Source organism: Methylobacterium sp. WL12, assembly GCF_008039475.1.
GTDB classification, from domain to species: Bacteria; Pseudomonadota; Alphaproteobacteria; order Rhizobiales; family Beijerinckiaceae; genus Methylobacterium; species Methylobacterium cerastii.
Map to the genome: position 1 here is coordinate 1 of NZ_VRUW01000027.1, position 19308 is coordinate 19308.

Consider the following 19308-nt stretch of genomic DNA (forward strand, 5'->3'; position numbering starts at 1 on the left):
ACTCAATAACGCCATGTCGATCACTCCATGACCCCCCGACCAAAAAGCCAGGGGTGGGTTCAGACACGGGTCACTTCTCGATGGAAACTTCCGGCTCCGCCGGGTCAACTCTCAGCGGAAATCAACACCAGATCTCCTATGCCGGCCCCGGCGCCCTTGCCCGCGGCCGGCTCGCCCTCGAAATCGTGCGCGAGCGTCTCGCGCTCACCGGGGTGGCGTAGCGCGAGTTGCGCTGCGACCTGATCGGCGTCGACGCGCTGCACGGGCCGGCCCTGTCGGAAGGGCGGGAGCCCTACGAGGTCCGGGTCCGCGTCGCCGGGCGGACCGACACCCTCGCCGAAGCCGTGCGGATCGGCAACGAGGTCGAGACGCTCTACACCAACGGCCCCGCCGGCGGCGGCGGCGCCTGGAAGTCGGCCCGCGAGGTCGTGGCCGTGCAGTCGGTCCTCGTCCCGTCCACGCTGGCGACGCCGCGCGTGCAGATCGTAGAAGCCTGAGCAGGAGAGCGGATCATGAAGCCACGCGCGCTCGCCCACTCCCGCACCGGAGACAAGGGCAACACCTCGAACATCTCCCTGATCGCCTACGACCCAGCGGATTACGACCGTCTCGAAGCGCATGTCACGGCGGAGCGGGTGCAGGCGCATTTCCGCGAAATCGTGACCGGACAGGTCGTGCGCTACGCGCTGCCCAGGATCGGAGCGCTGAACTTCGTGATGACGGGCGCCCTCGGCGGCGGCGCGACCCGCTCGCTGGCGCTCGACGCACACGGCAAGGGCCTCGGCTCGGCCTTGCTCGATTTGGAGATCCCCGACTGAGCCGAGACGACCCTTGCGCGCGAGGTGACACGGCCCGCCGCGACGGCCGGGGCGGTGTCGCCGCCGGTGGCCGAGAAGGCGAGCGGGGCGTTGCTCGCGCCGAACACCGCTACCGGCCTAGGCACGGCGAAAGAGAAAGGTTTGGGCACGGGAGCGACTTTCGGTCGAGCTGCGCCGCATTCATCCGAACGTACAGGAAATCGCGCTGCCTCCGCATGTCCGCGAACAGGCTCAGCCGGCCGACCGTGCGGGCACGCTCGCCCGCGTGCCACGCGTGCGGCAGCCCGGTCTCGGCCATGCAAGTTGTGACGAGGGCATCGCCGATCCCGAGGATGGCCTTGGCCATCAATTCCAGGCGATCAGTTCCAGGGATGAGGCTCGGAGCGTCTGCGGGACCTGCCGACCGGTGTCGAAGGCTTCGCCGGTCATCCGCGCGCGAGAACGTTCCCGTGCGGCTCGTTCGCGACGAGACGCCGTCAGGTCGGCTGCACTTCCGTGTCCTTCACCGCGGGATCGTCTTCCACCGGGACCGTGGGCTGGGGTTGCGGGTCGGCCTCGATGTCCTCTTCGCTCGCCGGGACGACCTCGTCGAGTCGCGTGGGGTCTTCGATCAGGGCGCCCGGATCCTCGCCCGGCATCGGCGTGTCGGCATGGTTCATGACGTTGGTCTCTCTGGGACGAGGTCGGGGGAAGCGTTCAGGGGGAAGGCCCTATGGGGGCGCGGTGCCGCGCGCCGGCGCCCCCGGGATCGGACGGCGCCGTCAGGCGTCCGCGTCGTCGGCGTCGAGGATGCCTTCGAGGTCGCCGACCAGTGCGTCGAGCTGCTCGGAGGTGGAGCGGATCTTGAACGTCGTCCCGTCCTCCGCCTCCACGGCGATCTCCACGTGGTCGCCGACCTTGGCCGCCAGCGCCTGCTTCAGAATGTAGGTCGTCACGTCTGCCTTGTCGGCCATGCCGTCTCCTTCACGTTCGCCGCGGGCAACGCTGCGCAGAGGCGTTGGTTGGTGCGGCAGAACCTCGCGGCGGGGCGCAGCGGCTTGGTATCGCGCTCACGAACGCCGGCAGGGCATCTCGCCGGCGGCGATCAGGGCCTGGGCGATCGCCACCGTACGGCGGCTCTGGTGGCGGATGGCGTCGAGGTCCTCGCGCCGCGGGTCGGCGTTCTCGGCGCCGACGATGGCCGAGGCGCCGTAGGGCGATCCGGCCTCGAGCATCGCCGCGTCGGTGTAGCCCGGCGGGAGGATGACCATGCCGAGATGCGCCATCGGCGCGTAGAGCGACAACGTCACCACCTCCGAGCCGCCATGCGGCCAGGAGGCGACGGTGAAGGCGCCACCGACCTTGCCCGAGAGCGCGCCGCGCTTCCATTGCGGGCCGAGCAGGTCGAGGAAGGCCTTCAGCTCGGTGGCCATCGCGCCGAAGTAGCAGGGTGTGCCGAACAGGATCGCGTCGGCCCATTCCGCATCCTCGTGGGTCGGCGCCGGGTACAGCGCGTTCTGCCGCGCGGCGTTCTCCGTCCAGCCCTCGACCTTCGCCATCGCGTCGGCATCGGCGACTTCGCGGGCGCGGCGCAGACGCACGGTGGCGCCGGCGTCCCGCGCGGCGTCCGCGGCCGCCACGGCCAGCGCCTCGACGGAACCGGAGCGCGAGTAGAAGACGATCAGCACGCGGGCGGGATCGGAAAGGGGATCGGACACGGTGGTTTCCTTGGTCGAGATTTCTCCGACGTAGGGCGGCCGGCATCCGCGGGACCGCGCCCTGCCAAAGGGCCGCGCCGCGGCGGCCGGTCGCCAGCGCCACAGGGGTGGAGCCATCGCACACGCTGCACGTTGCCCGTCCGAAGTCCGATGCGATCGGGCGAGCGAGGTTTCACGGTGGCAGAACAACTCTCCGGACAGGCCGGCCGACAGGGCAAGCGCGGCAAGCCCGCCCTCTACGTGCTGGTCGCCAGCGTGGGACTGATGGTTGCGGCCCTCGTCGGACTGATGGTGTGGCAGGGCGCCAGCTCCCCGCCCGACTACGCGAGCCAGAGCCAGGCCGCGTCGCGCGCGCAGATCACCGGTTCCACGACCGGCCGGAGCGATGCCCCATCCTCGGCCAACACCAGCGCCGTGCCGGCTGGCAACCCGGCCTATCCGCAGCCCGCCAAGCGGGACGCCAACTGAACCCGTCGTCGAACCCGCCGTTCCCGGGTTCGACATCCTCCTGGGAAGCCCGACGATGACCTTGCGTTCCGAGACTCCGCCCTCTCCCGCCAACCTCGACTTCGGTACGCCGCCGGACGACGAGAACCCGACCTCGGCCCAGCTGAAGGCCGACATCGATAGCGGGCGGACCGGAGACAAGGTCAGCCACGGCGACGTCGGCGCGGCGCCGCTCGGGACCTGCGACGAGGCCGGCGACACGCCGCCGACCCCGCAACGGATCAAGCTCGCGCGCGAGAACGAGGCCGCGTCTGAGCGAGTCCGTGCCGCCGCCGACGTTCACGGCGAACGCTCCTGGGTGATGCCGCTGTTCTACGGCGCCGTGGTGGCGATCCCCGTCGTGGTCGGCGCCGCGATCCTCCTGCTGCGCTGATCCGAGGTCGTCGCGCGGCTCGCCGCTGGCGGCCTGTTCGCGTCAGACAGCGGAGATCGTTCCGACAGGGCGCTCGACCCTTCTGTCGGCATTCGTTTGCTCACCGGACATGGGCATTCAGAAAAATTGTTCGCTCATCGCCGTAAAATTCATACGGCGCATGCAAATCCAGCCCGCAACCAATCACGGTAACCTTTGTTGGAAAGCCATGCCGGCAAAGCGTAACCTCGATACGTGCTTCATCCTCGTCGTCGAGGACGACGACCTCGTGCGTCTCTACGCGGTCGAGATGCTGGAGGATGCCGGCTTCGCAGTCGTGGAGGCCCGCCAGGCCGACGAGGCTTGGTTCATCCTCCACGAGCGCTCGGATATCGGCGCGGTCTTCACCGACGTCGACATGCCGGGCACGATGTGCGGCGTGAAGTTGGCCGAACGCGTCTCCGAGGCGTGGCCCGACATTCGCCTGGTCCTGACCTCCGGCCGGCATCGCCTCGCGGATGAGGAGGTTCCCGATCACGGGCTGTTCGTGCCGAAGCCTTACAAGGCCTCCCAGGTCGTCGAGGCGCTCGAACAGGCTGCGTGACGGCGTCTGCCTGATTGGAAAATCCTCTGCGGCTCGTCGTCGAGCGCGCAAAATTTTTCGACAGGAACTGCGCCTTCGAGCGCCGTATCGTCGATGGCGTCCGTCAATTCTCAGTCGATCACTTCCACGATGCGGCGGGTGCCCGGCTCGACCAGCACGGGATGGTCGTTGACGATGGTGTAGTTGTAGCCCGCGAGCTCGAACTCGCGCGGCACGTCGTAGTAGACGATGCCATCCTCCGGCAGCACCGTGCCGATCCGCACCGGCCCGCGATAGGCGAAGGACGGGCGCCGCTCGGCGCTGGCATAGATCCGGAAGCGTTCGCGCCGGTCGATCCCGAGGATGCCGTTGGCGGTGCCGACCGCCGCCCCGAGCGCCCCGCCGACGACCGCGCCAAGCGGCCCCGCCATCTCCTCGCCGCGTTGCGCGCCCTCGCGGGCACCTTGCTGCAGGCCCTGCGCGGATGCGCCCGTGCCGAGGACGAGCGCGAGCGCGGTGGCTGTGAAGGTGAGGCGGGGCATCGGATCGATCCTGGGCGTTTCGAGCCCGCAGCGCGGCGCTGCGGTTTGAAGTCGGAATAGCATCGATCGCCCGCAATCCGCAGCCGGTGGCGACTCCCGGGTGGTCGGGCCGGCGCGCCCGGCCTTTTCGCCGGGCGCGTCGATCAGGCAGCCCGTTCGGCGCCGCGCGCGCAGGCTGCCCGCAACCGGTCCAACAGGTCCATAGCGAGTGCTGTGCGCTCCGCCGGCTCGGAGACCGGGCGGCGCAGGACGACGCGGCCGTCGCGCAGGACGAGATCCTCGCAGGCCGGCATCGGCCCGACCTTGACGCCGGGCCGAAGGTCGGCGGCAAGCCCCTGCGGACCTCCGTTCAGCCGGGCGACACTGAGTTCGCGGCAGGCCGCACGCAGGCGCCCGAGGGCGAAAAGGGCCGCGACCGGCTCGGGCGGGGCACCGAAGCGATCCTCGACCTCGCCAGCAAGGGCCTCAATCGCCGCCACGTCCCGCAGGCGCAGCAGACGCGTGTAGAGGCTGAGCCGGATCTCCGGCTCCGGCACGTAGTCGGCCGGGATGGCGCCGGGCAGGCCGATCTCGATCTCGGGGCACCAATCCTCGGCCTCCTCGCCCTTGGCGAGACGCAGGGCCAGCTCGAGTAGATGGCGGTAGAGGCCCAAGCCCACGAGCTTGGCATGGCCGGCCTGGTCCTCGCCGACGAGGTCGCCCGCCCCGCGAAGGTCGAGGTCGCGGGCGCTGATCGCGAAGCCCGCACCGAGGCGGTCCATCGCTTCGAGGGCCCGCATGCGCTGCTCGGCCGCCGGGCTCGGCGGCGCGGCGGGGTCGAACAGCAGGTGGACGACCCCGCGGCGCTGGCCGCGCCCGACCCGGCCGCGGAGCTGGTGAAGCTGGGCCAGTCCGAACTTCGCGGCGTCCCAAACCAGCATCGTGTTGGCGCGCGGCACGTCGAGCCCGCTCTCGATGATCGCGGTGGCGAGCAGCACGTCGCCGCCGCCGTCGGCGAAGCGGACCATCGCCTCGTCCATCTCGGCCGGCTTCAATCCGCCATGCGCGACGACGACGTCGAGGTCCGGCACGAGGGCCCGCAGGCGCTCGGCCATCGGCGCGATGTCCTCGATGCGCGGGCACACGACGAAACTCTGCCCGCCGCGACGATGCTCGCGGACGAGGGCATCCTGGACCGCGTCGGGGTCGAAGCCCGCGACCAGGGTCCGGACCGGCTGGCGCAGGGCCGGCGGCGTCGACAGGATGCTCAGGCTTTGAAGCCCGACGAGGGCGGATTGCAGCGTTCGCGGGATCGGCGTCGCGGTGAGCGTCAGGACGTGCCCCCCGCCGGCGAGGCGCCGCAGGTCGGCCTTGGTCTTCACGCCGAAGCGCTGCTCCTCGTCGATCACCGTCAGGCCGAGGTCGGCGTAGGCGACGCCGCGCCCGGCGAGCGCGTGGGTGCCCACCGCCAGCCGCACGGTGCCGTCGGCGAGACCCGCCTTGACGCGCTTGGCCTCGGCCGGTGAGACGAGGCGCGAGAGCTGCGCCACCTCGATCCCGAAGCGGGCGAAGCGCCGGCGCAGGGTCTCGGCGTGCTGGCGCGCCAGCACCGTCGTCGGCGCGATCAGCACCGCCTGCCGGCCGGCGAACAGGGCTGCGGCGAGCGCCCGCAGGGCCACCTCGGTCTTGCCGAAGCCGACGTCGCCGCAGACCAGGCGGTCCATCGGCGATCCGGAGGCGAGGTCGGTGAGCACGGCGTCGAAGGCCGCGGCCTGGTCGTGGGTCGGCGGGAAGCCGAAGCCGGCCGCGAACCGCTCCATTTCGCGGGCCGGCGGCCGGATCGCCGCGACGCCGGCCTCCCGGCGCTCCCGGGCGGTCTCCAGCATGTGGCGGGCGGTGCGCGCCAGGGTCGCCTCCGCCGCGAGGCGCCGACGCGCCCAGGTGCCGCCGTCGAGCTTGTCGAGGGTCACGGCGGCCGGCTCGGAGCCGTAGCGCCAGATCCGGTCGGCCTGGGCGACCGGCACCATCAGCACCGCGTCATCGGCGAAGCGCAGGCGCAAGGCCTCCGTCGCCGGCCGGTCGGCGACGGAGGCGACCGGCTCCAGCCCCTCGAACACGCACAGGCCGCGGTCGCGGTCGACGGCCACGTCGCCGGGCCGAAGGTCGACCTCGCAGAGCGGCAGGACATGGCCGGCGGGGCCGGCCGGCGCGGCGTCCGGCCCGTAGAGGTCGGCTGCGGCGAACACCGTCGCGCCGTCGGCGTGGAAGCCCGCCGCGAGGGGCACCTGCAACGCCAGCAGCTCGCCGGGCGCAGCCGCGGCAACTTCCGCCCAGCCGTCGATCAGGCGCACGGCGCGGTCGGCCACGGCGGAGGCCTCGCGCACGAGCCGGCGCAGGGGCAGGCTCTGGCCGGCGAGCACGATCCGCCGCCCGGCCTTCAGCTGCGCGCGCAGCAGTTTGGCAAAGGCAGCTGCCGGGCGTGCGGCGCCCGCGAGCCCCGACAGGCCGACACTCTCGGCGGCCGCATGCGTGGCGGCCATGATCGTGCGGGCCTCGACGGCGCGCGTCCACGCCGCGTGCGAGAGGTAGAGGTCCTCCCCGCGCCCAGCCACACCGTTGCGGCTCCCCTTGCCGGCATCGCGCAGGGCACGCGCCTCGTCGATCTGCTCGAAGAAGGCGGCGGCCCGCACTGAGGCGCCCTCCTCGACCACGAGCCCGGCGTCGGGCAGGTAGTCGAGCGGCGCGACGAGGTTCGGGTAGAAGCGCGCCAGGGCGTGCTCCTGGCCGGTGAAGGGGCGCAGGCGATCCTCCGAGCCCTCCGCCAGGACGATCTCGGTAGCAGGGTCGATCACCAGCCGACCTGCGTCGCCGACCGAACGCTGCGTGATCGGATCGTAGACCCGGATCGCGGTGACGCGGCCGTCCGCATGCTCGATGCGGGACGGGCGCGACGCGTCGGCGGGGAACACCTCGATGGTGCGGCCGCGGATCGCGACCTCGCCCGGCTCGTCGACCCGCTCGTCGACGACGTAGCCGAGGCGGACCAGGGTGGCGGTGATCGCCTCCGGATCGATCCGGTCGCCGGCCGCGAGCGACACGTGCGCGTCGGCCCAGGTCTCGCGCGGCGGGACGCGCTGCGCCAGCGCAGGCCCGGTGGTGATGACGAAGTCGGGCGGAGAGGCATCCGTGCTCAACCGGCGCAGGACGGCGGCGCGCAGGCCCATCGTCGCCCGGGAGGGCGAGGCGTGGTCCAGCGGCAGGCAGTCCCATTCCGGGTAGACCAGGATTTCGGCCGCAGGCGCCAGCGTACGCAGGACCTGGGCGAGCTCGTCGAGGCGCCGCGCATCGCGCGCCACGTGCACCACCGGCTTGGCCGATGCCCGGCGCCCCGACCCGTCCTGTGCCGCGATGTCGAGGAGCGAAACGGCCAGCGCCCCGATCGGAACGAGGGGCGCATCCTCCATCGGCGCGGGGCTCCGCTCGGCAGCCTTTCGTCGACGCTCGGCCATTCGTGACTCCGTCCTCAACCCTTGGACTCGGCAACGCGGTTCGGTTCGCGCCGGTCCCACGGGAAAGCCGGCTATTCACAGATCATGCGTGCGACCTGCGGACGCCCGTCACCCTGGAAACCGCCTCGCGAAGGCGCCGCAGGCCGCGGGCTCTCAAGGCGAGCGAGCTGGGCATTCCGGCGCCGCGTGGACGCATCGACGCAGCGCGAAAATACTCGGATCGGAGGCGTGCGACGTCCGGCCCCGCGCACGGCCATATCGTATGTTAGTGCGTGCCGCGCGCGGAGGTGCAGTTCTAGACCATCGCTGACCACGGGACCGGCCGTCAGCGCCTGCGAGACACTCGTGCTCCCGCCGTCCCGGAGCGGCGAAGCCCATGGCATGTTGCGATTTCGACGTTCGAGACGACGGCGCCGCGGCGTATCGCGACGGTGCAAGCGTCCGATCCGGCCGAGGCATCCCGATCATGAGCGCAGGTCGTCCGCCCTCCGCCGAACCCGACGGTCCACCATCCTACCGGGCGATGATGTTCGGAGCGGACGGCCGGATGGTGCTTCAGGCGGTGATCGCGGCCGAAGGCGACGACGACGCGAAGGCGCAGGCCCTGGCGTTGGTGGACGGTCACAGTGTCGACCTGTGGGACCAGCTACGGTTCATCGACCGGTTCGAGCCGGATCCTGCCCCTGCGCAGGTCCGGACCATCAGGGCGCGATCCTCGGATCGCGCAGGAATGCGGCTTTTGCCCAACGAAGATCTGTGAACGCATGGACGACGACGGCCCCATCCCGATCGAAGAGATCCGGCAGCGCGCCTACGACCTGTGGGACCGGCACCACCGCCCCGAGGGGCAGGAAATGCGGTTCTGGGTGCTGGCCGAGCGGGAGCTGAGGGCGGAGCGCCGGACCCGGCGGGACGGCCCGGCCTCGCATTCGTCTCAGGGCTGACGGATCGACGCCGGCGCGCCGCGGTCGAGCCTCAAGTCTTGTCCGGTTCGGCGACCGGCGCAGCGACGGCCCCGATGCCGATGCCGAGTTCCATTCCCGAACGAGGCGGCAACCCGATCGGCAGCATCGGGGCCGCCGAGGGCTCTTCCTTCTCTCGCGAGAGCTCGGCCTCCACTTCCCGGATCACGTCGGCAAAATGGTACGGCTTCCGGAGGAGCCGCGTGCCCGGCGGCAACGCACGCTCGAAATCGCCGCCCGCGCCCGAGGTCACGATGATGCCGATCGCCGGCCAACGGTGGCGAACGAGTTGCGCGAGGGCGACGCCGTCCCCCGCGATGCTGCGCCCGGTGATCAGCACGCGCACGTCGTCGGATCGTTCGAGCACGGACAGCGCCTCTGAGGCGGTGCGGACCTCGATGGTCCGGAAGCCCACATCCGCCAGCATGTCGGCGGTGACCAGGCTGACGATCTGGTCCGTCTCCACGATGAGGATGGCGACAGGTCCGTCGGCGGCGGTCAAGGAACTTACTCCCAATACCAATCTTGCGGTCGCGGCCATGGGCAGCGACGGGCAATTCGGCGTGACGATCCAGCCGCCCGCGAATTTCGGAGGCTGAAAGCACCACTAACGCAGCAAATGCAAACCTCCTAGTCCCGCGACGAACTCTGCGGAGGCGCTTGCAAGATTAACGATCATTTGTCTATCGCGCGCCGGCTTAGGCGCCAGACGTGTCGATCGGCAGAACGACGCACGCGGCGGCCGTACCGGATCGGGACGCAGCGTCGCACGGCGTCGCTAGGCGCCGGCCTGTGCTTCGAGACGTTCCGCCACGTAGCGCGCGCGGGAAGCGCCGTCGCTAACCGACCCCGTCCGTTCGCACCAGGCCGTGAACGCGGCGAGTTCCAGCGGGACCCGCACGACGTCGACGCCGCTGCGCGACACCTCGCGCTCGACCTGCTCGGCCGACATCCGCCAGGCCTCATAGGTCTCCGGCAGGTTCGCGCCGTCGGCGAGCCCGCGGCGGAGGCCGTCGTAGTGCTCGGGGCTGTACCAAGCCACGCCGACGCGGTGGGGACGGCTCATCGGAGATCCTCTGTCGGCGCGGGCGGCCTCGGGCCTATGCGCGGGGGACCGAAATCAGCATGGGACCACCCAATCGCCCGCGTGAAAAGGGCGTTCCGCCGCCCACCCCCCGCGATCTCGCCCCGGGGCGGCTACGCCGCGGTCGCCGTGATCGGCCGGCGCTCGCCGCATCCGCGGCAGAACCGCTCGAAGGTGCTCTTGCGCTGTGCGCAGGCCGGGCATCGCTCGAACACCCCGAGCCCGCAATGCGGGCAGAAGTTCGTGGCCGGGTCGTCGAGGGCGATCCCGCGCTCGCAGCCCGGGCAGACCTTTCGGGCGAGCCGCGCCAAGGCCTCGTCGGTGGCGATCTCGGTCCGGCGCTCGGCGTCGGGCCGCGCCTCGACCAGGGCCTGCCGCTCCCGATAGGCGTGCAGGGCGTTGATCGCCGCCCGGCCCCCGACGAGGGTCAGGACCGCGCCGACCCCGTACTGCACGTAGCCGCCGTAGCTCGGGAGATAGGGCACCAGCTCGACGAAGAACGCGAAGGCGGCGGCCAGCGCAAAGCCCCACACGAACGGCCAGTTGCGCGTGTTGCGCCGCCTCATCAGCAGCCAGCCGGCCAGGAGCAGGAGCGGCAGGGTCAGGGCGAGGCGGTAGCCGAACACCCGCAGCTCCTGCCCACGCTCCGCCGCATCGAGCTTGGCCTGCGCCTCGGCGCGCAACCCGGTGTCGGCGGCTTCGAGCGCGGATTCCCGCTCGCCGAGGTCGAAGGCGGTGCGGTTCAGTTGCTCGAGCCGCTCCTCGACCGTGCGCTCGGCCGCCTTGAGCTGGTCCAGTCCCTCGGTGCGGGCGACGAGCCCGGGGTCCTGATCGACGCGCTGCGTGGCGTTGCGGGTCTTCAGCCAGTTCGCGAAGGTCTCGCGCGCCGCCTCGGTGGCCGAGCGGGCGGCGTCGAGCGCCAGCTGCGCCGCCTCGGCCTGCCGCCGCGCGTCGTCCTGCTCGCGCCGGACCTTTTTGAGCGCGGCATCCGAGGCGCGGGCCGGCTCGCGGTCCAGGAACTGCTCGACGGTGTAGCGGTGCTCGACCTGCGGCAGGTCGCCGACGACGAGCGAGCCGAGGCCGATCAGGAAGCCTGCGAACAGCAGGGCGACGAGCCACAGGGCGGCGTTGAACCAACGCTCGGAAACGCGGGTGCCGTTGGCCACGCTGGGCTCTCCTCAGGTTATGACGGAACGCTAGGGCATGCCCCGGACCTCGGGACGGCGAAACGCAGGCGGACGTTCAGCCCGGCCGCGCGCGCATTTCGTTGCGGATGCAGGTTTCGATGTCGCGCACTGAGCGGTTGTAGGTGTCGTTGAACAGCTGCGCCGGCTGGCTCGGGTCGCCCTTCGCCTTGATGTCCCGGGCGACGTCGCGGCCGTGCCCGATCACGCTCGCCACCGTGTCGGCGTAGCCGGTACACGCGGAATCCGCCTTCGGAGCCAGCGCGTCGAAGGTCGTCCCGAGCTGACGGTTGGCGGTCGAGACCTCGCCGAGCGCGGCGAGGAACGGCGCCACGTCCGACTTCGGCCCGAGCGCCTCGAAGCGCTTCACCGCCCGCTTCAGGGCGAGGCTGGTGTCCAGCAGCCGGCGGGCCGGCGCATCCTCCGGCAGGGCGGCCGCGCGCCGCTGGTCGCGGGCCATCTCGCGGTCGAACAAAGCGGTGCCGTAGGCGTCCATCGCCTTGGCCGCCGCCTCGACCTGGGGCACGAGGATCGGGTGCTGCTCGCGCGCGAGGCGGAACCCGTCCACCTTGAACTCGCGAGTGGTCTGATAGCGGGTCAGCGCCTTCAAGGTCGGGTTGAGCGTGCGCAGGCTCGCGAGGAGGATCGCGGCCGGGGCGTCGACCTCCGGCACGACGCCGGGCAGGGCGATTGCCGTCTCCAGTTCGCCGATCACCCCGTCGAAGTCGACGATGCCGAAATGGTACCACGCGTCGGCGCCGGGCTTGAACTTCGGCTTCAAGACCCGCTCGTTGTCGCGCCGGTAGTCGGCGAGCTGGCGCTCGATCGGGTGCGAGCGCACGAGGTGGTTCTGCGCCTCGGTGTAGGCGTCGGCCTTGGCCGCCGCCTGCGCCTCCGGGCTTGCCGGCGGGGTCACGGATCGCGCGGGCCTCGTGTCCGGCGCCCGGGCGGCGACCGCGGGCGGCGCGGCCTGCAGGATCGCCTGCGACGCCGGCGGCAGGCCGGGGAAGTCGCACTTGAACGCCTCGACCATGCTCTTGCGCACGGTCTCGTGCGCCCGGGCGCACTGATGCGCGATCGTCGTGCGGACCGCCTCGTTGCGGGTCACCGCCTCGCGGAAACTCTCGCGCAGATTGTCGATGCCCTGGCGGATGTTGGGGCGGACGGCCTCCGGCACGCCGGGGCTCGCCGCGCACTGCGCATAGGCCTCGAAGAAGGCGTCGCAGCTCTCGATGCCGACCGGCGTGACCGGCGTCACCGCCGCCGCGGGCGTCACCAGGGCGACGGCCAGGCAGGCCGCCGCGAGGTGGGGAACGCGTCGTTTGCGCGTGGTCGTCATGGGCATGACCTTCCGGGTCTGGGCCGATCCGGCCGTCGGCCGGCTCACAGGTTGCGCAGGGCGAGAAGGGGCACGAAGGCCGCCAGCGCCACGGGGATCGACCAGTATTCCATCCGCATCCAGAACAGCTTGTGGAGGCTGTACAGCAGCACGCGCTCGTTCGTGACCGGATCGACGAGTTCGCGCGGCGGCTTGCCGTTGAGGCGCCGGCCGACGAACCAGTTGGCGGCGGCGGCAGCGAACAAGCCGAGGCTGACGGCGAGGAACGTCAGTTCAGGATGGCCGGCCGCACGCAAGGCCAGACCTCCCGCCGCCCCGACGAGGATGGCGGTGACGGCAACCACGGGCAGGACGAGGATTCCCCAGCCGGACCAGATGAACAGCATCGCCAGAGCCTGACTTTTCGATCGCGGTCGCGGTCGAACACGCGTAAGGACGTGCCCGTGCGATCCGGAAAAGCCACGACTGCGCATCAAGCCTGCCGCTACCGGATTCGGACCGCGGGATTGTCTTGGGCGTGCGAATGCGGCGACGCTGTGTTCACGGCGGCGTGATCTGCAACGGAACTCCGGGACGGCCAAGCCTCGCTTGTCTCGACGCGTCGCCGAAGCCGGCTCAGACGAGGTTTTCGTGCTCCGCTCGCACCTGTGCGTAGAGGGCTTCGCAGCGCGCAAGCCACAGGTCGCGGGTGAACAGGCGCATCACCCGGGCATGCGGGACCGTGCGCGGGATCGCGAGCGCCTGACCGAGTGCGGCTGCAAGCGCGATCACGTCGTTCGGCGGCGCGAGGCAACCGGCCTCGCCGACGACCTCCGCGGCCGCCCCCATGGCGATGCCGGCGACCGGCACGCCGCAGGCCATGGCCTCGATCGCCACGAGGCCGAAGGGTTCGTCCCAGCAGGGCGTGAACAGGAAGACCGAGGCACGACCGACTTCGCTTGCCAGCGCCGCGCCCGAGAGGTGCCCGCCGTAGCGGATCGGGCCGCCGAGATGCGGGGCGACCTGCGCGTCCCAGTAGTCTTGGTCCTCCACCGGGCCGAACAGGGTCAAGGGGATGCCGGCGCGCCGGGCCGCCGCGACGGCGCAATGCGTGCCCTTGATCGGCGCGATGCGGCCGGACCAGACGGCGGTTCCGTCGCCGCGATCCTGATAGGGCCAAGACGCGGGATCGACCCCGTTGTGGAGGACCGAGACGCCTGCGGGCGCCGCTTCCCGCCACCACGACCTGCGTTGGGCCTCCGACGTGACGGTGACGCGATGGCCGGGCACGAGGCTGTCCTGCACGAACCAGCGCAGGGCGTCGTAGGGCGGCACGTGGAGCGAAGTGACGGTGGGCGTCGCCGCGAGGCGGAGGCCGTCCAGCGGCAGGCGGCTGAGGGAGTTGTTGTGCAGTACGTCGAAGCCGCCGTCCGCGATCCGGTCGCAGGCGGCGGCGTAGCCGGCATCGACATGGGCCTTGAGCCCGGCATCGCCCCGATGCTCGAGGCCGGGGAAACTGCGCTCGTGGTGCACCGGGATCACCGGGTCGATGGCGAATCGCGGGTCGCTGTCGCCGGCGGCGAACAGGACGACCTCGTGTCCACGCGCGGTCAGGCCTTCGGCGAGGGCCCAGGTATGCGCCTCCATGCCGCCCGCAAAGGGCGGCGCCACGGGATGGCGGAGATGGGCGAGCAGCGCGATCCTCACGCCGTCGCCGCGGCGGCGGCCTGGGCTTCGAGGAAGCGGATGACGGAGGCCGAATTGCCGTAGGGCTGGTGGCTCTGCTGGCCGGTCAGCGCGAGGTCGCCGGCCTCCGGGCGGCGCAGGATGCGGATCGGCCGGTCGGGGGCGTCGTCGATCAGCCCCATCACCTTGAAGGCGTAGAGCCAGTGGCCCATCGTGCGGTAGCCCCACTTGGCCTCGAACAGCTCGGCGTTGCGCACCACGCTGTCGAGGTGGTGGACCGGCGGCATGTGGTGCGGGTGGTACTGGTGGTAGGCGAGGCCGCCCTTCATCCAGGCGATGGGGATGCCCGCACGGTCGAGGACCTTGCCGAAATCCGTGTCCTCGCCGCCATAGCCGGTGTAGCGCTCGTCGAAGCCGCCGGCGGCCAGGAAGGTGGCGCGCCGGACCGCGAAGTTGAGGGACCAGAAGCAGCGGTAGTCGTCGCAGATCTCCAGGCCCGACGCCGGGGGGCCGCGCCGGTCGGAATGGCGCTCGGCGACCGTCGCGAAGGCCTCGCAGGTCCAGTCTCCGATGGTGGCGCGCTCGGGCAGGTGGAGCACTTCGCCCATCAGCAACCCGTCGAGCTCGGCGAGCCCGCGCGCGTAGTCGGCGACGAGGTCGGGGGCCGGGATGCAGTCGACGTCGAGGAAGACCACGGCGTCGCCGCCCGCCGCCGCGACGCCGCGGTTGCGCGCCGCAGCCAGCGGCAGCTCCGTGCCCGGCACCAGGATCTGGCGCACCGGGAAGCCGACCTCGGGCAGGTCGTAGGGCGCGTCCTGCATCACCGCGACGACGAACTCGGCGGGCTTTTGCGTCTGGCGCTCCAGGCCGCGGAGCACGTTGCGCAGGTGCGCCGGCCGGCCCTTGGCCAGGGTCACGACGGAAACGGTGGACATGGGGCGGTCTGGCTCCGGGAGGTTCAGGCGGTGCGGGATGCGGGCATGCGGCCGGCGACGACCGTGAGCGGAGCAGGCTCGGCCGCGCCGTGCCAGAGTTCGTCGGTCAGGCCTTCGAGCCATCCGGCGGCGCGCGCGGCGGCGTCCGGCGCGTAGAGGCTGCGCAGGGGGGCGGGGTCGAGGCCGCGCGCCCGGTCTAGGAGGTCGCGCCAGCCTTGGAGGTCGCCGGGCCAGATTGGGGCCTGGACCGCAGCCCCGAGCCGGACCAGGGCCTCGGCCTTCCGGGTCTGCTCTCCGAAGTAGCGCCATTCGGGCATCACGATCAGCCGGCCGCCGACGCGGGCGACCTCGTGGATCGTGTTGTCGCCGGCCGAGGCCACCACGATGTCGGCGGCGGCGAGGTAGTCGGTGACGGAGGGCACCCAGCCGAGCTCGCGCAGGTTGACGAAGTCGGTCTCGTGGCCCTCGCGGTGGGTCGGCCCCAGGGTCAGCCACAGGGTGTCGGGCGCAGCCCGCGCCGCCACCGTCAGGGGTGCGTAGGGCGTGCCGCTGCCCCCGCCCCCGGTGATGGCCACGACGATCTCGCGCTCAGCATCGAGGCCGAGCTTCGCCCGCGCCTCCGCTCGGTCGGGCACGCCTTCGACGCTGGTGCAGAGGCCACCGCTGTAGAACGTCTTGGCGCGCAGGGCGGCCGGGTAGTCGTCCTGCTCCATGCGCTCGTCGAAGGGGGCCAGCATCCCGACGCAGGCCTCGTAGGCGCCGACATGGCCGATGTCGGAACGGTCGCCGTGCATGCGGATCTGCACCGCGGGCACGCTGGCGATGCGCGCGAGCAGGGCGATCTCCGCCGAGACGTCGACCATGAACAGGCCGACGTCGCGCTCGTCGAGGTGGTCCAGGATGCGCCGCATGGTCCGGCGCATCTCGGCGAGCCCCAGCGGCACGCAGTGCATCACCTGCGGCGTCGGCTCCGCGTAGAGGCGCGGCGTCGGCACGGACGCGCCGATCATGTTCGGCAGCGGCACGATCTCGATGTCGCGGGAGAAACCGTCGAACAGCGACGGGCCGGCGGTCAGCACGGAGACGGGCCGGTCCTTTGCGAATTCGGCCGCCACCGCCATCGTGCGGTTGGCGTGGCCCCGTCCCTGATGGTGGACGAAGAACGCGATGGGCTTCTTCATGGCTGTGGGATTCGCGATCCGTCAGGAGAACAGGGCGTCGGGCCGCAGGGCGGCGGCGATCTCGGTCGGGTCCGGCCGGCGCAGGACTTGGATCGCGGGGGCGTCGTCGTCCCAGGCGATCAGCCCGGCGGCCCGGAACTGGTCGAGCCAGTAGGTCATGCACCAGCGCCCGTGCGCGCGCCGGAAGCGGGCGGCGTTGGCGAGGATGGCGTCGAAGTGCTGCAGCGGCGGCACGTGGACGGGATGGTGCTGGTGGTACGCGCGCGCGCCGCCGACCCAGAAGGTCGGCAGGCCGGAGGCTGCGAGGCGCATGGCGAGGTCGGTCTCCTCCCCGCCATAGCCGGCGTAAGCCTCGTCCATGCCGCCGCATGCGCGCCAGGCGTGGGCCGGGAGGGCGAAGGACAGGCCCCAGAGCTGGCCCGGATCCGGCTCCCGTCGCAGGCCCTCGGCAGGAACAGGGGGACGGGCCGGATGCGCCCGGCCGAGCCGCGCGAGCGCGGCGTCGTCGGCGGCGACGTCGGCGTCGAGCCCGGGCGGCAGGTACAGAACCTCGCCGAGGAACAGGCCCTCGGCCTGTGCCGCCGCGCGCCGGTAGGCCGCCACGAGGCAGGGCGACGGGATGCAGTCCACGTCGAGGAACACGAGGAGGTCGCCCGAAGCGGCCTCGGCCGCGCGGTTGCGGGCGGCCGCGAGCGGCATCGGCTCGCCGGCGACGTGGCGATGGCGGACGGGGCAGCCCGGGTCGGGCAAGTCGGCGGCACGCTCCGGCTGCATCCAGGCGATGACCAGCTCGCGAGGTGGCACGGATTGCCGCGCCAGCCCGGCCATGAGGTTGCGCAGCCGGTCCGCCCGGCCGCGGACCAGGGTGAGCACGCTCGCCGACGGCCCGTCGGACGCGTCAGACGGCATCGGCCAGCATCCGGCGGAAATGCCCGACGCCCTCGATGATGCCGCGGGCGTGCGAAGCGCGGGCGACGTAGGAGTGCTGCAAGCCGGCGTGGCTCGCCAGGTCGTCGGAGTAGTTGGCCACGATGATCGCCTGCGCCCCGGCGCGCAGCATCTCGACGTCGTTGCCGGAATCACCGGCGACGAACACCGCCCGCTCCGGCAGGGCGTAGAGGGCGCGGACATGGGCCACCGCCGTGCCCTTCGACGCCGCCGCCGGCAGCACGTCGAGGTAGCGGCCGTGGCTGTGGATCACGGTGGCGCGTTGCCCCGCGAGGGCGAGGCGGGCGCGCACCGCCCGCGCCGCCGCGGCGTCGGCGAAATAGCTCAGCTTGTGCCCGCGCTGCTCCAGCGGCCCCTGGGGCACGAGCCCGTCGAGGCCGGCCAGGACCGCGTGGACGCCGGCCCGGTCCCAGTCGGCGGAGACGGCGGTGCGCCACGCGAGGTCGGCGGCGTAGGTCACGCCGTTGGGTTCGAGATGGTAGATCTCGGAGCCGACCGAGGTGATCATCACCTGCGGCCGCGGGCTCATCTGCTGCTCGAGGATCGCCATCGCGCTGTGGAACGACCGGCCGGTGGCGACGCCGAAGGCGAGCCCGGCCTGCCGGCTACGCCAGCGCCGGAAGATGCCGAGCGCCGCCGCGCAGCCGACGAGCGTGTTGTCGATGTCGCAGACCAGCATCTGGCGCGGCGCCGCCAGGGGCGGCTGCGGCGCTAGCAGCGCACCGAGCAGGGCGTGGTAGCGTGCGGCGTGCTGGTCCCAATCGTAGGCGGCGGCCGCGCGGGCGCCGCCTGCCACGCAATCGGCGTACAGCGCCGGCTCGCGGAGGATGCGCAGGCACGCCGCCGCGATGGCGTCGGGCGCGCGCGGGTCGACGAGGAGCCCGTTGCCGCAGGTCTCGACGATGTCGTTGGGGCCGCCGCTGTCGGTGGCCACCAGCGGCAGCCCGGCGGCCGAGGCCTCCAGCAGCGTCAGGCCGAACGGCTCGTTGAGCGCGGGGTTCACGAAGACGCCGCCGCGGGCGCGGGCGTAGGCGTAGATCGCCGGCACGTCCTCGGGATCGTGGGTCTTCGGGTAGGCCACACGCCCGTAGAGGTCGTAGCGGTCGATCAGCACCAGGATCTCGCGCAGGGTGGCGGGCATGTCGCCGTCGAGCGCGTCGATGTCCTCGCGCATGCCCGCCATCAGGACGAGGTTCGCACGCGCCTGAAGCTCGGGACTCTCGCCGTAGGCCCGCACCAGGGCGGCGAGATTCTTGCGCGCCACCGGCCGGGCCAGCGCCAGCAGCGCGGGCTTCTCAGGCTCGTGCAGGAAGCGGTCGATGGTGGCGTCGACCCGCGCCAGCGGCTGGGCCGCGGTGAACCGCGCCAGGTCGCTGCCCGGCGGCAGGACCCGGATGCGCCCGGGATCGTAGGCGGTGTACCCGGCATACTGCACCTCCGCCTCGTCGCGCGAGGAGGCGACGACGAGGCTCGCGCGTGCCAGCGCGCCTTCCTCGGCGGCGATGCGATGCACGAGGTCGGGGGCGTCCTCCGCGCCGGCACCCATCAGCGCGGCCTTCACGCGCCCGAGCGAGTGCGCGGTGAACACGAAGGGGATGCCGAGCGCGTCCTGGACAAGCGCCGCCACCGAGGCGGCGTCGGCATAGTGGGCGTGGATCATGTCCGGCGCCCGCGGCTGCCGGGCGATCCAGGCGACGAGGTTTCGGGCGAAGCTCGCGACCTCCGTGTGCATTTCCTCTTTGGAACGGTAGGCCGGCGACGCGCTTGCGAGCCGCACCAGTTCCACCTTGTCGGAGATCCGCTCTTCGGGCACGGCGTAGTCGGGGCCGTGGATGCCGTCGAACAGGCGCGTCGCCATGACGATCCGCGCGATGTCGGCATCCTGCGCGGAGGCCGCCACGAGGTCGAGCAGGTAGCGGATGTGGCCACCGGTGTCGGCGGTCAGGCCGAACGCGACTCCACCGCCGCGAAGGCAGCCTTGCAGGGCGACATGCAGGACGAACATCAGGCGGCCGGCGTCTCA

General features: G+C 71.9%; 22 protein-coding genes and 1 pseudogene. 7 read left to right on the forward strand and 16 right to left on the reverse strand.

What is annotated here, in order from left to right; genetic code table 11:
• Positions 1-128: 128 nt before the first annotated feature.
• Positions 129-497 (forward strand): annotated as a pseudogene (locus tag FV226_RS12365) (ABC transporter substrate-binding protein); the annotation flags it as partial.
• A gap of 15 nt (positions 498-512) precedes the next feature.
• Entirely contained in the window at positions 513-818 is a 306-nt protein-coding gene (locus FV226_RS12370; RefSeq protein ID WP_147751347.1) for a hypothetical protein, read from the forward strand.
• A 109-nt stretch (positions 819-927) separates the two neighbouring features.
• On the opposite strand, the gene FV226_RS12375 is transcribed toward FV226_RS12370, so the two are convergent.
• The 4 genes from FV226_RS12375 to wrbA form a co-directional block, all read right to left on the reverse strand.
• A complete protein-coding gene (locus FV226_RS12375; protein ID WP_147751348.1) occupies positions 928-1164 on the reverse strand; it encodes a hypothetical protein in 237 nt (78 codons plus the stop codon).
• A gap of 130 nt (positions 1165-1294) precedes the next feature.
• Positions 1295-1477, reverse strand: coding sequence for a hypothetical protein (locus FV226_RS12380; RefSeq protein ID WP_147763156.1), 183 nt, complete (start codon positions 1475-1477; stop codon positions 1295-1297).
• A gap of 102 nt (positions 1478-1579) precedes the next feature.
• On the reverse strand, positions 1580-1771 hold the full coding sequence (locus FV226_RS12385) for a hypothetical protein (protein WP_147751350.1): 192 nt from the start codon (positions 1769-1771) through the stop codon (positions 1580-1582).
• 96 nt (positions 1772-1867) lie between these two features.
• Positions 1868-2515: an NAD(P)H:quinone oxidoreductase gene (gene wrbA, locus FV226_RS12390; protein WP_238272793.1), complete on the reverse strand. Its 648-nt coding sequence runs from the start codon at positions 2513-2515 to the stop codon at positions 1868-1870.
• A gap of 177 nt (positions 2516-2692) precedes the next feature.
• Between wrbA and FV226_RS12395 the strand changes: the two genes are divergently transcribed.
• From FV226_RS12395 to FV226_RS12405, 3 genes are all read left to right on the forward strand, one after another.
• Entirely contained in the window at positions 2693-2983 is a 291-nt protein-coding gene (locus tag FV226_RS12395; protein WP_187275088.1) for a hypothetical protein, read from the forward strand.
• A gap of 55 nt (positions 2984-3038) precedes the next feature.
• The gene (locus FV226_RS12400) at positions 3039-3395 is read left to right on the forward strand and encodes a hypothetical protein (RefSeq protein ID WP_147751353.1); all 357 of its coding nucleotides are present in this window, start codon (positions 3039-3041) and stop codon (positions 3393-3395) included.
• Positions 3396-3603: 208 nt separating this feature from the next.
• Positions 3604-3978 (forward strand): response regulator, encoded by a 375-nt coding sequence (locus FV226_RS12405; RefSeq protein ID WP_147751368.1) that lies wholly within the window; start codon positions 3604-3606, stop codon positions 3976-3978.
• A 110-nt stretch (positions 3979-4088) separates the two neighbouring features.
• Here FV226_RS12405 and FV226_RS12410 read toward each other — a convergent pair whose 3' ends face one another.
• Together FV226_RS12410 and FV226_RS12415 are read right to left on the reverse strand one after the other, a co-directional pair.
• A complete protein-coding gene (locus tag FV226_RS12410) occupies positions 4089-4499 on the reverse strand; it encodes a DUF1236 domain-containing protein (RefSeq protein WP_147751354.1) in 411 nt (136 codons plus the stop codon).
• 143 nt (positions 4500-4642) lie between these two features.
• Positions 4643-7987, reverse strand: coding sequence for a DEAD/DEAH box helicase (locus tag FV226_RS12415; protein WP_147763157.1), 3345 nt, complete (start codon positions 7985-7987; stop codon positions 4643-4645).
• Between the two features lie 466 nt (positions 7988-8453).
• Between FV226_RS12415 and FV226_RS12420 the strand changes: the two genes are divergently transcribed.
• Together FV226_RS12420 and FV226_RS12425 are read left to right on the forward strand one after the other, a co-directional pair.
• Positions 8454-8747, forward strand: coding sequence for a hypothetical protein (locus FV226_RS12420; RefSeq protein ID WP_147751356.1), 294 nt, complete (start codon positions 8454-8456; stop codon positions 8745-8747).
• Positions 8748-8751: 4 nt separating this feature from the next.
• A complete protein-coding gene (locus FV226_RS12425; protein WP_147751357.1) occupies positions 8752-8931 on the forward strand; it encodes a DUF2934 domain-containing protein in 180 nt (59 codons plus the stop codon).
• A 31-nt stretch (positions 8932-8962) separates the two neighbouring features.
• Here the strand turns inward: FV226_RS12425 and FV226_RS12430 are convergent, their stop codons facing one another.
• The 10 genes from FV226_RS12430 to FV226_RS12475 all read right to left on the reverse strand — a co-directional run bounded on the left by FV226_RS12430 (position 8963) and on the right by FV226_RS12475 (position 19290).
• Positions 8963-9451 (reverse strand): response regulator, encoded by a 489-nt coding sequence (locus tag FV226_RS12430; protein ID WP_147763158.1) that lies wholly within the window; start codon positions 9449-9451, stop codon positions 8963-8965.
• 276 nt (positions 9452-9727) lie between these two features.
• Positions 9728-10015, reverse strand: a complete 288-nt coding sequence (locus FV226_RS12435; protein WP_147751359.1) for a hypothetical protein — start codon at positions 10013-10015, stop codon at positions 9728-9730.
• A 131-nt stretch (positions 10016-10146) separates the two neighbouring features.
• Positions 10147-11199, reverse strand: coding sequence for a zinc ribbon domain-containing protein (locus tag FV226_RS12440; RefSeq protein ID WP_147751360.1), 1053 nt, complete (start codon positions 11197-11199; stop codon positions 10147-10149).
• Between the two features lie 76 nt (positions 11200-11275).
• Positions 11276-12556 (reverse strand): DUF3829 domain-containing protein, encoded by a 1281-nt coding sequence (locus tag FV226_RS12445; protein ID WP_238272795.1) that lies wholly within the window; start codon positions 12554-12556, stop codon positions 11276-11278.
• Between the two features lie 44 nt (positions 12557-12600).
• Positions 12601-12942 (reverse strand): hypothetical protein, encoded by a 342-nt coding sequence (locus FV226_RS12450; protein ID WP_147751362.1) that lies wholly within the window; start codon positions 12940-12942, stop codon positions 12601-12603.
• Between the two features lie 229 nt (positions 12943-13171).
• Positions 13172-14242, reverse strand: a complete 1071-nt coding sequence (locus FV226_RS12455) for a glycosyltransferase (RefSeq protein ID WP_147763160.1) — start codon at positions 14240-14242, stop codon at positions 13172-13174.
• Entirely contained in the window at positions 14239-15156 is a 918-nt protein-coding gene (locus FV226_RS12460; protein WP_147751364.1) for a galactosyltransferase-related protein, read from the reverse strand. The genes FV226_RS12455 and FV226_RS12460 overlap by 4 nt, the downstream gene beginning before the upstream one ends.
• 23 nt (positions 15157-15179) lie before the next feature.
• Positions 15180-16337: a glycosyltransferase gene (locus FV226_RS12465; protein ID WP_147763161.1), complete on the reverse strand. Its 1158-nt coding sequence runs from the start codon at positions 16335-16337 to the stop codon at positions 15180-15182.
• Positions 16338-16358: 21 nt separating this feature from the next.
• Positions 16359-17246 carry a glycosyltransferase family 2 protein gene (locus FV226_RS12470; protein ID WP_187273659.1) on the reverse strand — a complete coding sequence of 296 codons (888 nt, stop codon included), beginning with the start codon at positions 17244-17246 and terminating at the stop codon, positions 16359-16361.
• Positions 17236-19290, reverse strand: a complete 2055-nt coding sequence (locus FV226_RS12475) for an HAD-IIB family hydrolase (protein WP_147763162.1) — start codon at positions 19288-19290, stop codon at positions 17236-17238. Before FV226_RS12475 ends, FV226_RS12470 begins: the two co-directional genes overlap by 11 nt.
• Between the last annotated feature and the right edge of the window lie 18 nt (positions 19291-19308).